Source organism: Methylotenera sp. (assembly GCF_030653755.1).
Classification (GTDB): domain Bacteria; phylum Pseudomonadota; class Gammaproteobacteria; order Burkholderiales; family Methylophilaceae; genus Methylotenera.
Genome location: NZ_JAURYU010000046.1, coordinates 1 through 17,512, shown reverse-complemented (window position 1 = coordinate 17,512; position 17,512 = coordinate 1). Strand labels below are relative to the sequence as shown.

The window sequence follows — 17,512 nt, the reverse complement described above, 5'->3', positions numbered from 1 at the left end:
CTCACTAAACTTTAGGCTGATACGCATAGTTTTGCGCAACACTAACACCTTGCTGATTGCTTTTTACTTGATTAAGCACTTGAGCTGTTGCTTTATTAGCATCAATAGCCTCCCATGCACTTTTCAAATCTAGCAACAATTTAATCACTTCCTGCACCTGCTCTGGTTGATTACGCACATTAGCAGAAGCCAATCTACCACTCATATAAACATATAGCGCATCTAAACTTTCAGCAATTTCACCACCCGCTTTTTTATCTAAACTCAGCCTTAAACCACTCTCAATAATCATGATGGCTCTTGACAGCATTGCGCCCTTTTGCTCAATTTCTTTACGCTGCATAGACCCAATGGCACTATGACAAGCAGTAATCGCCCCATCATAAAGCATTACAATCAACCTTACAGGGCTCGCTGCCAACACACCAGTCTCAATACTGACTTTTGCGTATCCATTAACACCTTTTTGGTTTAGTCCAAACATGACAACACCTTTTTACTATTATTTATTTGTATTAAGAGAAGCTATTTGTTGACTTAGAAAGCTACTTGTAGAGGACATGCTAGTTAACAACACATCAAGTCTAGAGTACTGTGCTCTATAGCGGCTTTCAATCAGAGCCAAGCGTGAGGTGAGTCTTTCAGCCTGCGTATCCAAACGCTTGATTGAGTTATTAATACCATCGGTTCTGGATGCCAAAATGCCATCTTCACTGAGCAAATTATCTAATAAAGTACTTAACTTAGCTGCATATCCAAGACTAAAATTTACAGTACCTCGGGCCCCTAATGCACCACCCGCAATATTAATAGTTAATCCTTCACTTGCATCGCCTAGCAAACCTCTTAAAGTCGATGTACCGCCTGTTGCAGCAGCACCATTAATTGTACCTTGTGCATTTGATAACAAAGTACCAAACTGAGTCAACTCAATGGCATATGTGCCTTCTTGTGTTTTAGATGTGCTACTCACAAAACTGACCTGAGGATCTGTCGCTCTAGCGGTAGCTGCAAACAAACTTGCCATGTCATTAAAGTTACTATTAACAGCGTTAGTAAATTTAGTGTTATCCAAGTTTAGTTTACCGTCACGTTGAAAGCTCACACCAATCTGTGAAAGCGTGTTTAATGAACTGCCATTGGCAACGGCTGTATTCATGACAGATCTAATTTGATTGATAATAGAGCGTGCTGTAGAGTCACCCAATAAAGCACCATTAGCCTGACCAGTTTCATCAAACTTTGTCAGGTTACGCAAAGCTGTGTCTAATTTATTAAATGCATCCACAAAAGCAGTTACTGAAGTCTTAATCGCATCTTGATTCGTTGCTACTGATAAGCTCAATGCGCTTCCAGAAGTGATGCCAAGCAGATTAAGCGTAACTCCATCAATCGCATCGCTAATCGAATTACTAGACTTTACAATATCAATGCCGTCAATTTGTAAAATTGCATTTTTAGCATCTTGCAATAATGTCAGATTTTTACCACTGCCAGCTGCGGCCTGTGGATCATATGCCAGCCTAGACAAGCCTGTTTCGTCTAGATTATTACCATCATCATCAGATACTGAAATCTTAAGACTATTTACCTCACCTGTGTCTTTTGAAGTAATGACTAATCTATTAGTCGTACCATCATTAACAATAGTAGCGCTAACACTGCCATTAGCAGCGTTAATCGCGTCGCGAACGCCCGCTAATGTGTTATTAGAGCTATCAATGGTGATATTAAGATCAGTTTTAGCTGAATTTGCGACAAATGAACTTGGTGCAAATGGATCTGCCACTTCAGGTGTAAAGGTTCCGAACGAAATTGTTAAGCTTCCAGTGCCAACAACATCAGAAACATTTGAAAATCCGCCTACGCTCAATTTCTGTGATTTAGCTAACTGGCTAACGCTAATATCATAACTTCCAACTGTCGCACTACCAGTTGAGGTTGCAGTTAATAGACTAGTGTTACTTGAAGTAACGCTCTGAGCATTAAATTTTGATAAGCTTGAAAGTGCACTAACTGAGGTCTGAAAGGTAGACAATGCACTTTTCAATGCGCCGTACGCTGAAATTTGTGATTGATATGCTGTTTTTTGTGTCGCCACCTTAGTTAAAGGCGCTCTTTCAACACTCATCAAGTTACTCACAATGGTATTAACATCAAGGACAGAGCCTATTCCTGAAGTTGTAGCCATAATGATTCTCCTCGTTAATATTACTAGTTAAATGCTTGTCACTTTTTTACATATAGAACACACAAATACATTTAATCCAACAAGCATAATTTATAAACAAAAATTCATTTACTTAATAAAGCACCAAAACAAGCCTCTTATTAAAGAGTTAAGCTTGCTCTCTTATTACTAGACCTTGCAATCTTCCTAAAGTTTTAGAAAATGCCAAGACCTCTTCATTTGGTATTTGCCTTAATACCTTATCGGTCGCAGTATCAACAACTTGAACAATCACCCGATCTGATTCTTCATCCATTGTAAATTGAACTGTTTGCAATGCTGGCGCAACGAGCTCATTAAGCTTACCTACAGCTTTTGCCAAAGCCACCCTATCAACTTCAGCAGATTGCCTAATTTCAGGCTTGACACTTTCTAATCTATCAATCGCTTTAGCGCCTGCTGGCTTTAAAATGGCATTTTGGCCCCCGGCAATATTTTGCACGGCGGCCGTATTTTTTACTGCACCATAGCCATCTAATGATGAATTAAACATTATTCTATCCTCCTAAAAATCCCACAGGATGATCAGTCCTGTGGGTGATAAGGGCATTACATTTCTAAAACTTAACCTCTTAACAATGACAACACATTGTTAGGTAATGAATTTGCCTGAGCTAACATCGCAGTACCTGCTTGTTGCAAGATTTGGCCACGAGTCAAGTTAGCTGTTTCTGCCGCAAAGTCAGCATCCATGATGCGTGATTTAGCTGCTGACTGATTCTCTACTGACACTTGCAAGTTACTTACTACAGATTCAAAACGATTTTGAACCGCACCCAATGTAGCACGGTTAGTATTCACTGTAGCTAAAACAGTCTCCAATGACGTAATTGCAGCGGTTGCACCAGATGCTGAAGCAATCGAACCTGTAGCACCTGTAATTGCTGTAATACCACTTACACTAATTGTATCCGCAGCGTCTGCACCAACTTGATAAACTCTTGCAGCACTTCCAAAAGCTGCAGTTCCATTAAACTTAGTTGCAGTGTTTAAGCGGGTAACTTCAGCCTGTAATTGAGAAAACTCTGCTTGCAAATTAGTACGATCGGCAGCCGTATTGGTAGCATTGGCAGACTGCACAGCTAGTTCACGCATACGTTGAATAGCATCTGTTTGTTTAGCTAGGCCACCTTCAGCAGTTTGTGCAAATGAAATTGCATCGTTTGCATTACGGATAGCAACCTGTTGCCCACGAATTTGTGAGTCCATACGTGTTGCAATTGCCAAGCCAGCAGCGTCATCTTTAGAGCTATTGATACGCAGACCTGATGATAAACGTTGTAAAGCAGTGTTTAATTGTCCTTGTGATGCACTTAAGCTACGTTGTGTATTCAATGACGCAATGTTTGTGTTAATTACTGAAGCCATGATAGTTCTCCTAATATTTAATAAATTTCAAACTACATCTTATTACTAGTAGCGTTGCATTTTTCTAATTGCGTCGCTGTATAAATCTGTTATCGGTAAGGATTTTAAAAAGTTTAGGAAATTTTTAATTTATTTTTACACCTTAAATCTTTACCACTCACTCTAGGTTACTTTTCTTATCGACATTTGCAATCCCGACAATTTAGATAACGGTCTCACTTTAAAAATCTTTAGTGAATTCTTATAGAGACCTTTGCACGAACCACTAAAAATTAGCGCTGTTTGACAGTACGCCTTAAACTAATAGTCATCTTAACCTTGCAAAGTGAGCGCCCATCATGGCTTGGAGGAACATCAAACAAAGTAGCTTGAATGACGGCATGCTGATACAACACAAAGCACTATAATCTATTGATACATGTTTAATTAAACTTTCAACCTTGCAGAGAGCTGGCTATGAACCCCTCGTAAACAAAAAAACTGTCTCAAAAATCGTCTCGCTATCATTTCGCGTCCTAATGGAAAATCTGGGTTGAAAATCACACTTTAAAGCTACCTAATACTTTTTTAACGACATCCTGTACGGCAATATCCATACAAGCAAAATTTTTATTTTCTACACACTGATTTTGATAACAATATTGGCAGGATTGGACCTTATCAACCACAAAATCTGCACCCAGAACACTAGGTGGCAATGCTCCTGGCATCATTAAAGATGGACACCCTACCAATTTAGCCAACCATTGTGTTGACGTAGCAACCGTCACTAGTAAGTCCGTTACTTTTAACCTGCCAAGTGTTGTTAACATAGAAACACTTCCATCAAACTGACTCCAAACAAAAAAGCCTGCCTGTTCTAATTGAACAGTTAATGCTTCGGCATCTTTATACTGCTTACTAGCCTTACTTCCTGATAAAGATAACGCTATTATCTTTTTAGCCCCCGCCTGAGACTTGAAGTCATGATCAGCTTCTATCATTAAGGATATATCTACAGCATGCTCAAAACCACAACAATGGCTTAAGTAAAACTCAGGGTAAGATACATTGGGGTACTGATTCCACCATGGCAATGTCCAATCACGCATCTTTGGATAAGTGCTGGCTAAATATTGATGTGGAGTTTGAAAATAAGTTTGTGCTAATGTTTGCGCTTGGACTTGTCGCAATAAGTCTGAGACAGATAGATTAATCAGATTGCCCTGAACATTCAATCCTGACTCTTTAAGAAAACTCGCTAAAAAACAAGGCATAAACCAAGTATCAAGATTTATGATTAAGTCATAGCCTTGTTGAGCGACGACATCAGCAATACTCATAAAACTATCGGTAGCTTGGTGTATATCGCTAGGCCACTGATCTTTTGTAACGGCCAATACTGCATTCACTTCAGGTACCAAGGTCATCAGCTCAACCCCTGCACCCAAAGTCATCACATCAATCCTAGCCTGCGGATAGCTAGATTGAATAATTTTAACAGCTGGAATCAATATAGACGCAACATCACCAAGCCCCATTAGACGAATGATTAATACCTTCACAAAAAACTCCTATCAAGCGCGGCTTATGTAAATAGCTGCCTAATAGGTAATTTTGCAACATCGAGTTCTGCAGTAAGGCCATTCATCACGTTTGAATCTAAATCTTGTGTTTGATTTTGGAAGGCATTGAATATGGCTAAGAACAGATCTAAATCATCAGCAGCGACATGTAAACCGTGGCGCTCCATCACCTCCATCGTTAAATCATACAACTTATGTGCTACATCACCTGCTGGACGTGCACAGCTTGTCACTCGATGTAATGTTAAAAACAAACCTCTAAACACAATAAACTCAATTGGTAAGGCCGTAGAAAAATTCCACTCTAGATCAAAAAAATCACCCTTACCTTCTTTGCCTACAATAAAGTTTGTTGGCGTTGCATCTATATATTTAGCTGGCAACAAGGTATTGAAATGATGCAACTCTGCAATTGCCGAGTTTTTCGGCGCAGGGGTTACCGCTTTTAAGCCTTCAATCCACACGCCTGCCCAATTTAAAAGGTCTGCAAACTGCCAATTTGGACGATTGATAATCTTCAACAATTCATCAAACCATAAGCGACCTGTACGATAAGGACCAATATCCCATGTTGCATTTGATAGTTGTGCTGTATTGGCAACGTTTCTTGTTTGTGTGGTGAGTTTATTTTTATCTAAAATAAACTGAGTTTCTTTAGAAAACTGCGCTGGGCGTTGGCTACCATAATGCGCTGCAAGCACGCTTTCTATTTGCTTAGCTGGTGCTACACGTGCTGCAAATAAAAATGAGTTAGCTAAATCTTGCGCCAGTTTATTACGTCCAATCACGCTCCATGCACACTCTAATGAAAATGTTGGATGCACTGGACGTTGACGGTCGTGTACAGCAGACCCCGCTAAAATAGGGGAAACATCCCAACCAGCTAATCGGCTTTCATCCTCAAAACCTTTTGGATAAATAATAGACACTGGTGTTTTATAATCAGGCAATGGCACATACAGCTCTACTGAATTAAAACCAGTCTCTTTAATATAGCTTGTAAGTTCTTCGCGACCAAACGTAATAGGACTTTTATCTGTATAAGAATCATTGATGCCGACCATAGGGCGACCAAGGTGATCTTCAGCTGAGCCACATAAGTACTTAAGCCCCAGTTGGTTTTCAATCGCAATAATGAGCAATCCATTGTCTTTTAAGAACGATTTAGCCACTTTCAACAAGTATTGAATTGGGTTTGGCTCATTAACATAGACTTGTGCATACTCAAGCACCCCAATAAGTGTCACCACATCAAACTTTTCTTCAGGCTCAAAATTCTGAATTAGATCAGCAATCACCGTCACATTTTTCAATTCTGCACACCGGTTACCAATAATCCTAGCGCGATCTGGGCTACCCTCTACAGCCACCACAGTGCCGCCTAACTCTCCGATAAATCTTGTGACAGCGCCACATCCAGCACCAAGCTCAAGCGTGCGTCCTGCTGCAATTTCTTTAGAAAATGGGCGCAAAATATTGGCACGCATAGGGGTTAAATGATAAAAAGTTGGCCAATCTGAAGCCTGATTCATCACCTCAGGTGAAAACATGCCTCTGTCTTTAGCCCCACGAATAATATTATAAATTCTGTTTTGGGCATCCCCAGAATCTTTGTAGCCAAACTCACCATCGTTAGGGCGATGGTAAAAATTGTCTGTGCTATTGTACTGATAGGCGTTCATTAAGATGCTCCACGTGATTTAATTTATATTTTTTATAAAGTCAAACGACCTGATATGATGAAAAAACTGCTCAAAATTCATCATCTCATCATTTTCCGTTTTTTTAATTAGTCATTAGCGCCATCATACAAGCTCTAATCGAGGATACAGCCTGTTGGGAAATTGGAACATAGCGACTTAACTGAGATAATGCTGACAAGGCTTTGTCTGGCTGATTAGTCGCGCAATAGATTTCTGTTAAATTACAAAGTGAGACAGCAGGTTTGGGTGAAATTGAAATCGCTTTTTGTAATAGAAAAATGGCATCTTCCACTTTGCCGTCTTTAAAAGATAAATCACCTAAATCGTTATAAACTTCCCAGCACACTGTTTCTGCTTTAAGTAAATCTAATAAAATACTCAAACCTTCAGCTATTTGATTTTCTGCAATTAGTTGCTCTGCTCGCTGGTAATGCATGCGATCAATGTCAACCTGAGCCCTCAACGGCGGGTGTGGCAAGGCCAGCTCGGTCCAGTTACGTTTGGCATAACCCGTTTCAATAATATCCATAATACGAATTGAGCTTTCACCCAAATAGCTAAATTGGTGATCTCGATCTTGGCGTGTTTTAGTTCGTGTAGCTTCTGGCTCTGCCAAAATAGCCTCTACTACTTGGCGCATCTCGGCCTTAGTAGTTTTAGTCACATAATCATAGGGCACACTGGCTGGACGTGGTGGAATAGTGTCAGGAATCAGCCAGTCAGTCACAGCTACGCCTGGCACATCCAACAACAAAGCCTCAGTCAAAACGCTTGATTCATCTGAAACCAACACATCAGCCAAGCTTAAGCAATACATGATGCTGACTTCCACATCTATAATATGTACATTTTCTGCACAACCCTGATGAAGCTCATTCATTTGACGAATGTTTTCAAGCACCTGTGGATAGCTATTTGACCAAGGCGCTTGCTTAAGTAACACATTCACAGGTAAGTCTTTAAATGCTTGTACAAAATCATCTTGCTTACCGTGATTTTCCCAAGAGGGCGCATACAAAACAGACTTTTCATACTTCAAGCCCAATGTTTCACGGAGTTTCTGTGCTTCTTGAGCAAATCGACTTCTATCTTTAAATACAAGGTCCGCCTTAGGCCAGCCCAAATCAAACATACCCAACCTTGGGCGCGCCATCGGAAAATCCGCCTGATTTTGCCACCGCTCTACCCAAGATTGCCCAGGAATACACCCTATATCAAACTTGCTCCAAGGTTCGTAGTGCCAAAAATTAGGCCAAATATCATGGCGCTGTGCTAAATCGTGTAACAAAATCACTGAGAAATCAGCATTTGGCGTACAGGCATGCTCGCAGTACACCCCAATTTGAGCAAGCTCCTTTGAGTTAGTGCTAAAAAGCACGTCAATTCCACGCATTTTCGCTTCATTCGCTATAGGCTCTAGAGCTTGACGTTCGCAGTTATCTGTATAAAAGAAGGTGATGGTTGGAGCGTTTTGGTTTTCTAACATGCTGTTGATCATGATTACTCTCTTGGTTATTCTTGTCGCTTAAGTTTTTTTAATCAAAACACCAAAGCGGAACTTATTTTGTGCATAGTTAGGCACGCAGCCGTCAAAGTCTTCACATGTACAACCATGCAATGCCGCCTGCTGTTTAAACCAATCACGTTCGTAATAGGTATGCTCTAAACCTGCATACTTTTTCTCATAAGCCTCAACACTTAAAGCGTCCCGTCGGAGAGTTTCAGATTCGAATTTGGTTTTTAAATCGGGAATTTCCATGATGGCCACAGCTACTTTGGACTTTTTAATCATGCTCGCAATCACAGTTGCTGCATACTCATAGCTAAAGTAGTGAAATACGCTATTAGAAATGACATAATCATACTGTGAATCTGTTTCTACATTTTTAGCTTCATCCGCAATAAAGTAACCGTCTGGCATTGCACGAGATGCGGCTTCAATCAGTGCGGTGGAATAATCTAAACCACCCACTTTTAAAGTATGTAATTGGCGTAACGCAAACAAAAACGCCCCTGCACCGCAGCCAAGTTCATAGATGGAATCTCCATCTTTCAATGCCAACTTCTGGGCAATCACCCCTGCATAATTTTGCCAATCAGCGGCTTCAATGCGACCTGCACCTGTGTCGAATCCATCTAATTTAATCAATGTAGCTAGGTCTAATGATTCCTCGGTCGCGTGTGTGCGGCGTCCCCAGATTTCTTTCCAGTTTTGGGTATTCATTTGTTAATTTTCTCCGATTTTTCTACTTCTAATTCAGCAAGTGCATTCACCACACGTTGACGTAAATCACTACTGCTGACACCTTCGGTACGCTGTAAAACCAGTAGCCTAGATGCACTAATCGGGTTACTGTTGTCATGCCCATGCACGAGTAAATCAATGTTGTGCAAATCTAAAAATGACTCCTCAATCAGCCAGTTGCACGGCACTACTTCATCTACATATTTGATTGCTTCTAAAATTTCGCTACGCTCTGCGTAATTTAGTTCTGGTGTATAGCCTTTTTTAGTTCGAATTTCGTCATCTGTAGTTAAAGCCACAATGACCGTACCTAATGCTTTGGCAGCCTTTAATAAACGGATATGACCATGGTGAATTAAGGTGGCAGACATATCGACCATAATGCGTTTTGGTGAGTTTACTTTTGTCATCTTAGTAACCTCTATACCAATTGCAAAGCGTTTAATATTTCACCATGCGCTTGACGCTCAAGATGTACTTCACCCAAATGGCACACAACACTACCACCTGCATTACCGCGTGGTTTGTAAAGCACAGCACGTGGGTCTAATGAAGCAATCTCGCCATCTACCCATGTGCATAATATGGGCTGATGAGTTGTTGGCTTTATCGCAATTGTGCTCATTTTCTTCATAAATATTTTTTTGTTTTCAACTACAGCAGACTTAAAGTCATCATGTCTTTTAAGCACTTCATATAGCGAAGCAATGGCGTGATAAGGACCTGTCATTCTTTTTTCAGCATGGCTCGCTAAATTTAAATAAAACGAATCCACCTCAATCGTAGGATGATGATTAAACGCAATAAAGGATGCACCAGTTAAGCCAAATAAGCCTTTACAGGAGCTATACGCAATGACATCAGCTACATTGTGCCCATCTTCTAGCCCTATTGATGCTGTAGCATCCAACATGAGCTTGGCATTAACACGTTTAGCTAAAATTTGTAATGTCTCAATCGGCAGTTTTAAGCCACAACTCGTCTCGATATAACACGCTACTACCCAATCAAACTGGCCTGAAATAGTATCTAGCGCCTGCCAATCTATATAAGTCAATGATTTGACTTCGCTCAACCTTCTTTGTGCGGACTCGGCTAACCATTGCAAGCGATCTGAGTAATAGCCTGTAGCAACCACCAATACACGACCATGTAAAAAATTAAGCGCAGCAATTTCAAGCGCCAAACTTGCAGCGCCCTGCATGCGTACAATATGCTGATGCCCTGTCATTGCTTTGAGCGTATTAAGGACTTCAGCTTCCACATGATCATAATCTCGATCACCGCGACCAAAACAAGGGCGCAAGCCAGTTAAGTTTTCTGGCAACAAGCTAGCTGGGCCCGCAGTAAATATCAATTTAGCTTGATTACGTTGTGCAACTAAGCTCTCTATGGATTTAGATTGATCACTCATTTTACAAACTCTTCAGAAACTTCATAAACTCTTGTTTATTGGTGGCTGGTGTTCGATCAGGGCGACCTAAATCAGCCCTCGCACCACATTTACATTTAACTTCTAAAAAAGCGCTCGTATTTGCACTAATTGCAAACTTTAATTGAGCCAGCAAAGCCTCTTCAGTACTTACTTGTGCAACAAAACCATAACCACAGTCTTTAGCAATTTTTGACAAATCCAACGCTTTCGCCAACGTTGGCTGACCACCTACAGAATCATGTGCACCGTTATTAATGACGATGTGAATTAAGTTTTTTTGTCTAGCACTCACCGCCAAGCTACCCATATGCATGAGCACAGCACCATCGCCATCAATACATAACACTTTGCTTGTTGTACGCTCCATTGCAATGCCAACTGCAATTTGCGAGGCATGCCCCATACCACCCACCGTTAAAAAATCATGGTCAAAACCAGTGTTATTGATTTTGCGATATTCAAATAACTCGCGCGATGCCATACCTGTAGTACTCACAATAGGTGTGTTTTCTGGCAGGTTCTGCACTAAAAGCTGGATTACTTGCTCACGTGACAAAAGGTCTGGCACATCTGGTTTAGCCTCAAGTTTAAAGGACGAAAACGTCTGCTTACGCACCAACAAAGCAACAGGACCTTGTTTGGTCAATGCAAGACTCACCAGCTCTTTTAACACCTTTTCAATATCAGGGGTTTGCGCATCGATAAGCACATAAGGAATATCCAAAACTTCTAGTTGAGCAATCGTCATCTGACCTTGTTTTACATGCTGTGGCTCGTCATGGATTTGTGTACCATCCGCTTGCATTTCACCCCGCCAGCCCACCATTAACAACATTGGAATACCATACACTTGAGGGTCAGCCAAAGAGGCAATCGGGTTGACCACATTGCCTAGTCCTGAGTTTTGCATATAGACCAACGCAGGGCTATTTGAGGCTAAATAATGCCCAATCGCCAAACCAATGGCAGCACCTTCATTAGCCGCAATCACATGGCGCTCAGCTGGAAAACATTGAGTAATACAAGCACAAACTTCTTTGAGTAAAGAATCTGGCACCCCTGCTACAAAATTAATACCGCAGACTTGCAGTGCTGAGTGAAATACACTAGGTGCAATCATTTATTTAGTCCCTGGAATGAGTTCCAGTATTTCATTAATGTTCATCAAATGCTGATCTACCTCACTAGAGCGGCTATTACGCAAAATTTCACGCGCAACATGCTGCATAGCAGGGTAAGCGGCACGTAACAAATGATTCGCGTATATCACTAAGTTAAAGCCATGCTCAGCTAACTCATCTTCTGTGACCGTGTTGTAGCTTGTGGGCACACAAACTAAAGGCAGTGTTGGAAACTCTGATTTAAAAATCTTGGCAAATTCAAATACTTCATCAGAAGTTTTTTTACGGCTGTGTATCATAATACCATCCACCCCAGCACCCGCATAAGCTTGCGCTCGAGTAATGGCATCCTTCATACCCTTATCTAAAATCAGGCTTTCAATACGGGCAATCACCATAAAATCATCACTGACGCGCGCTGCTCGACCTGCACGAATTTTATCGCAAAATGATTCAATGTCGTCTTGGCTTTGCGCAACATCATTACCAAAGAGTGAGTTCTTCTTTAAACCAACTTTATCTTCAATAATTGTGGCAGAAATACCCAAGCGCTCCATGCTACGTACGTTAAGCTCAAAGTGCTCTAGCTTGCCACCTGTGTCGGCATCCATGATTAATGGTTTTGTCGTGACATCAAAAATATCATTAATATTAGATAAACGGCTGTTAATCTCCAAAGCCTCAATATCGGGCTTACCTCGTGCAGTTGAATCTGTAAGTGAGCTAGACCAAAAGCCATCAAACTGATAGTTTTTACCGTCGCGCTCGACTATCGTATGCTCTGCAATTAAAGCTGATATTGGATTGTGCGCTTCAATAAAACGTGAAATTGGCTTAGCCGCTAATAAACGCTTAAGTGTACGGCGGCGTATGTCTGGTGTTGTCCCGAGTGCTTGAATTTGTGTAACCATCTCATTAGATGAAATACCACGGGTATAGGGAATCTCAACCAAGCGTCCACCATACTCAGCCAATGCTGCTAACGCTCTATCACGATATGGTACAAGGGGGCCTTCTAGCCAATCGTCACCATGCACCATGACTTCTGGACGATATTTTTTTAAATTAGGTGCGTAATCCCACTCATTTTGGGGTACCACTTGCGCTACCCCTTTGATATTTTCAACGATTTGTTTGCGATGTTCATATGTTAAATATGGCAAACGTTTATGATCAGCCACTGCAGAGTCAGACAACAGACCAACAATCACATCACCATATTTTCTCGCTTGCTCGATAATATTAATATGCCCGTGATGCAACACATCCACTGTCATTCCGATATAAACTGAAGCCATACTAAATAAACCCACTTTCTTTCAGAAATCCAGCTTGATATAAATTCAAACCAATTATTTCGAATCTATCGCTTGAATAAACCCTGCCGCTAACGACTGTGCTGTTTCAGGTTTAAGCCCAAATTTCTGACCCAACTCAAGTGCATTCACAGCGGTATCAATTGCACCGACTTGCATCAAAGACTGAATAAAACTTACCCAATACTGCTCACATTCTGGGGCAGCTTGTACCGCAAGTTCTAATCTTATTAGCGCCGCACTGTCACCTTTGGTGTTAACTTCTATAAGTCCTAAACGATGATTTGCTTCTGGGTGATTGGCCTGTATTTTTAATATTTCCTCATACAACATTGCAGCTTGTTCTAAACGACCAGCTTGATGATGATCAATCGCCAATTGCAATACATGATTAATAGCCTGCTGTAGCTCAGTGTCCTTTGAGGGAACTCGCTCCCACTTATCTAAGTACAACTGATACTTACTGACCCAGCCAGCACTGCCAAATGCACCACCACTTTGATGCGTTAAATTCACCAACCATGTGCCTAACTTCAAACCAGCCAGTCTTGCACTACGGCAAAAATCTAAATCATAAAAATGAAAGTCAAATTGTGGATCAAATTTTACGTTTGCATTAAGTAGCGTAGATTTTTTAGCCGCTAAAAATACGCCATCCATTAACTCACATGCTGCAGGCACTGCGCCATAGTCGTTAATATATCCGAAAGCTTCTTTACCATGAGCAACGCGACCACTTAAATTAACAGCTTCATCCCAAGTAAATTGATTATCGATGAAAGCCCATGCTGGCTGATTAGCCACACGACGCTTATTGCCAGCAACGCCAATCACATCAAAACTCTTTAAACCAGATATAACTGCATCCGCAAAGTTTGCTTCATCTATCCATACATCATCATGAATAAACACTAATATTGCCGAGCCATCTGCTTTTTCAATACTCTCATTAAAGACTTCTGATAATCCACGTGTATTCTCAAATGCAACATTTGCACTCAATCTACCATCCAACGCCATGTGTTTTTTTAATGAAACACCTAAGGCTGAGTGACTCCAGAACTCTTGCTCGGAGCTTCTTGTAGCACTCACAATAAGCAATGGTCGATTTGAATCACTAATAGTTACCACATCCAGTGATTCTATTTCAGTCGCTTGAATTGTCTTTTGATTCTTATGACTACTTTCAGCCTGATTCACTTGTTTTATATCTAAGAATTTTGGCGGCGTTAAGCCTGACATTTGCCATAACGCTTTTTCCATATGATGAGCAAATAATTGCCCATCAAATAATGGGGAAGCTAATACCTGCTCTCGCAAGCCTGCTCTTAATTTTGCCAGCTGACTAATGTCACTTGCAAAAGCTACGCCCTTAGCCACAAAATCATCTGCTGAATTTACCACCCAATCAGCCAACCCTGAAGCACTTAGTAAGCTAGCTCCCTGCCTTGCAATCAAACGATCTCCTGCAAGCGTTAAAGTAGGTACCCCCATCCAGAGCGCCTCACAAGTCGTCGTGCCGCCGTTAAATGGAAATGTGTCTAATATCATATCAACATCCGCATGAGCCGCAAAGTAATCTTCTCTTGTTGTAAGCCCATAAGTTAGAACACTATCTTTATTTATTCCGCAAGCTACAATGCGATCCATTACAGCTTGCAATACAACAGGATCACCTAATGCCTTATTCTGCAATCTTAGCTTAGCATTCGGCACTTGCTTAAGGACTTGAGCCCAAAGTAGCAATACATCATTTCCAATCTTGGCCATATTTTGAAAACAGCCAAAGGTAATATATCCATTCTTTAGTACTGGTAAATCGGCAACAGGAAGACTCACATCAGGCACACTAAAACAGAGCCTAGTGTTAGGTAAATAGTAAATTTTCTCTGTAAAATGATGTTGCATATTTCTAGGCAAACCCACTTCATCAGCAACAAAATAATCCATAGCATCTAGACCTGTCGTTGCAAAATAGCCTAGCCAACTCACCTGAACAGGTGCTGGCTTTCGTGCAAAAACTGGTAAACGACCACCCTCTGAGTGTCCTGATAAATCAATCAAGACATGTATTGCATCACCCCATATCAACTCTGCAGCAGACTTATCATTAAAGCCTGCAATATTTCTCCAAACGGAAAAATATTTTTTCAATCTTTGAGTAACGTCATCTTCACGACCATCTGCCGAATACGCAACCAACTCTACACGCTTAGTATCAATGTGCTTAACTACATTCTCTAAAAAAAATGCGACCGCATGTTGTCGCATATCTGCGGAAACAATTCCAACTTTTAAGCGCTCTGGCTTAGCTTCTCCAAGCCAAGACGTGTATACTTTATCTGTATTTTTTGTCACAAGCGTATTGTATTGAACGGCTTGTGCGAAACACTCATCTACAGTATGGCTTGCCGTGTAATTCATAGAAAAAAGCAAGTTTCCTTTTGCGGCTAAACAATCAGGTTGAATATCCAAGGCCTTAAGACACACCACTTCAGCCTCTTTCGGACGTCCTTGTGCCAAGTAGGTAATACATAGGTTTATATAAAGGTTAATAAAGTTAGGTGCTATTTCTAGTGCCTTCTTTAAACAAGTCTCAGCCTTTTCAAGCTGACCTTTTGTCACTAGTGTGACACTGAAATTACTCAGAATAGAAGCATCTTCAGGATTTATATGAAGCGCCTGTTCAAAAACCTGAATAGCTTCATCATAACGTCCCTGACTATCTAAAGCTAAACCAAGGTTATTGTAGGGATCTGCATATTGAGGTCTAATTTCTATAGATTTTCTACAATTAGCCTCCGATTCAACATATTGCCCAGCATCCCTGAGAACTACTGCTAAATTATTGTAAGCTACTGAATTAAGTGGATCGATATTTAAAGCCAAGCTATAGTAATGCCCAGCTTTCTGGAAGTCACCTTTTGATTTATATAACAAACCTAGATTATTATAAGCAGGTACACATTCAGGATTAAGTTGAATCGCCTTTTGATACGACAACTCTGCTTCATCAAGCCGATTTGTATCTTTGAGTAAAATACCTAAGTTACTGTAGACGTCAGAGTTACTAGGTGCGATTTCAATAAGCTTCCTATAGCACTCCTCAGCATTATCAAGCAAACCTAAAGCTTTATAAGTAACACCCAAGCCCGCCATTGCATGTATATTATCAGCATCACTTACAGCCACCGCCTGGTAGTTATCAAGGGCTTTAACATAATCCTTTTTCTCATAATACAACTGCGCTAAATTCAAACACATTGGAACATTATTCGGCTCTAACTTAAGCGCCTCTTGATAACTCGTTTCTGCTAGCTGAAACAACCCCTTGCCTTTATAAACACTACCTAAATTATAATATGCCTGCGCAAAACTGGGATTAAGCTGAATCGCCTTTTTATAGCAAACAACAGCCGAATCTAACTGTTGTTGGTCATAAAAACAGTTACCTAAGTTATATTGAACTTCATAGTCATCAGGTAAAAGCTTTGCTGCATTTTTTAGTGCTTGGAGTGCGTGATCAACAGCGCCTTGATTTTGGTAGACTGCGCCAAGCACTTTCCAAGCAAATCCATGCTTAGGATAATGCTCAGCCATCGTTGAGGCTAAAGCCAAGGCTTCTGGAAACTTTCTTTGATTAAATAACGCTAATAACGCGTTCATTTCTTCCAAAGTAGGGTTTGTATTATTTTTAGTTTTAACCATTATCCCAGACGATCAGCCATAGTTTTAACAAGAAAATAGCAATATAACACGCGGTAACTGCTAGTTTTTAGATGAATACATTATTCATGAACTGCAAGAAACTTGATATTTAAAAAAAATACACAAAAGTAGCTCACTTCTAGCAACAGAAACACAACGTCTCATACAATGACATCATCACCATCGACTGCTCTATTAACTCACTAAATTATGTTTAAAAGCATAATGCGTTAGCTCAGCATTATGCTTAAGCTGCATTTTTTCAAGTAATCGTGTGCGATACATGCTGACCGTTTTCACAGAAAGCGAGAGCTTATTTGCTACATCTGTCACAGACAACCCAGAAGCAATCATGATAAATGTTTGGTATTCTCGATCAGAAAGCAACTCATGCGGTGCTTTTTGATCATCTCTACCAATCTGATTCGCTAATATCTCGGCCACCTCAGGTGTAATGTATTTTTTACCCTTAGCTACAGTGTGGATCGCATTCACCAACTCTGAAGAGGCACTCTGTTTACACAAATATCCTGCCGCACCAGACTTTAGGGCTCGAATAGCATACTCATCTTCCCTGTGCATGGAAAGCATCAACACCGCAATATGACTATTCTCGCGCTTAATGTACTTAAGCGCCTCTATGCCACTTCTATCTGGCAGTGAAATATCCAACAATAAAACATCAGCATCAGGCTGTGAGCCCAACTTGATTGCCTCATTAGCGTTTTGGGCTTCTGCAATCACTAATATATCATCCGTTTCAGACAGAATTTGCTTGAGGCCAGCTCTTAAAATTGCATGATCATCCGCGATAATGACTT

General features: G+C 40.7%; 14 protein-coding genes. All 14 read right to left on the bottom strand.

The genetic code is table 11. From position 1 onward, the window contains the following. Nucleotides 1-4 precede the first annotated feature (4 nt). A complete protein-coding gene (gene fliS, locus Q7U33_RS09685) occupies nucleotides 5-484 on the bottom strand; it encodes a flagellar export chaperone FliS (RefSeq protein WP_304860252.1) in 480 nt (159 codons plus the stop codon). Between the two features lie 18 nt (nucleotides 485-502). After that, nucleotides 503-2,191, bottom strand: coding sequence for a flagellar filament capping protein FliD (fliD, locus tag Q7U33_RS09680; RefSeq protein ID WP_304860250.1), 1,689 nt, complete (start codon nucleotides 2,189-2,191; stop codon nucleotides 503-505). Between the two features lie 148 nt (nucleotides 2,192-2,339). Beyond that, entirely contained in the window at nucleotides 2,340-2,723 is a 384-nt protein-coding gene (locus Q7U33_RS09675) for a flagellar protein FlaG (RefSeq protein ID WP_304860248.1), read from the bottom strand. 71 nt (nucleotides 2,724-2,794) lie between these two features. Beyond that, nucleotides 2,795-3,598 (bottom strand): flagellin, encoded by an 804-nt coding sequence (locus Q7U33_RS09670; protein ID WP_304860246.1) that lies wholly within the window; start codon nucleotides 3,596-3,598, stop codon nucleotides 2,795-2,797. Nucleotides 3,599-4,137: 539 nt separating this feature from the next. Then, the gene (locus Q7U33_RS09665) at nucleotides 4,138-5,142 is read right to left on the bottom strand and encodes a glycosyltransferase family 9 protein (RefSeq protein ID WP_304860244.1); all 1,005 of its coding nucleotides are present in this window, start codon (nucleotides 5,140-5,142) and stop codon (nucleotides 4,138-4,140) included. A gap of 23 nt (nucleotides 5,143-5,165) precedes the next feature. Beyond that, complete coding sequence (locus tag Q7U33_RS09660; protein ID WP_304860242.1) at nucleotides 5,166-6,845, bottom strand: bifunctional 2-polyprenyl-6-hydroxyphenol methylase/3-demethylubiquinol 3-O-methyltransferase UbiG; 1,680 nt, start codon at nucleotides 6,843-6,845, stop codon at nucleotides 5,166-5,168. 103 nt (nucleotides 6,846-6,948) lie between these two features. Continuing rightward, a complete protein-coding gene (locus Q7U33_RS09655; protein ID WP_304860239.1) occupies nucleotides 6,949-8,364 on the bottom strand; it encodes a tetratricopeptide repeat protein in 1,416 nt (471 codons plus the stop codon). A 27-nt stretch (nucleotides 8,365-8,391) separates the two neighbouring features. Next, the gene (locus tag Q7U33_RS09650) at nucleotides 8,392-9,090 is read right to left on the bottom strand and encodes a trans-aconitate 2-methyltransferase (RefSeq protein WP_304860236.1); all 699 of its coding nucleotides are present in this window, start codon (nucleotides 9,088-9,090) and stop codon (nucleotides 8,392-8,394) included. Next, a complete protein-coding gene (locus tag Q7U33_RS09645; RefSeq protein WP_304860233.1) occupies nucleotides 9,087-9,521 on the bottom strand; it encodes an adenylyltransferase/cytidyltransferase family protein in 435 nt (144 codons plus the stop codon). Before Q7U33_RS09645 ends, Q7U33_RS09650 begins: the two co-directional genes overlap by 4 nt. An 11-nt stretch (nucleotides 9,522-9,532) precedes the next feature. Then, nucleotides 9,533-10,525: an aminotransferase class V-fold PLP-dependent enzyme gene (locus Q7U33_RS09640; RefSeq protein WP_304860231.1), complete on the bottom strand. Its 993-nt coding sequence runs from the start codon at nucleotides 10,523-10,525 to the stop codon at nucleotides 9,533-9,535. 1 nt (nucleotide 10,526) lies between these two features. Beyond that, nucleotides 10,527-11,666, bottom strand: coding sequence for a phosphonopyruvate decarboxylase (gene aepY / locus Q7U33_RS09635; RefSeq protein ID WP_304860229.1), 1,140 nt, complete (start codon nucleotides 11,664-11,666; stop codon nucleotides 10,527-10,529). After that, on the bottom strand, nucleotides 11,667-12,965 hold the full coding sequence (gene aepX, locus Q7U33_RS09630) for a phosphoenolpyruvate mutase (protein ID WP_304860227.1): 1,299 nt from the start codon (nucleotides 12,963-12,965) through the stop codon (nucleotides 11,667-11,669). A gap of 54 nt (nucleotides 12,966-13,019) precedes the next feature. Further along, nucleotides 13,020-16,691, bottom strand: coding sequence for a tetratricopeptide repeat protein (locus Q7U33_RS09625; RefSeq protein WP_304860225.1), 3,672 nt, complete (start codon nucleotides 16,689-16,691; stop codon nucleotides 13,020-13,022). A gap of 195 nt (nucleotides 16,692-16,886) precedes the next feature. Then, a partial coding sequence (locus tag Q7U33_RS09620; protein ID WP_304860223.1) for a response regulator transcription factor occupies nucleotides 16,887-17,512 on the bottom strand: 626 nt, incomplete at its 5' end.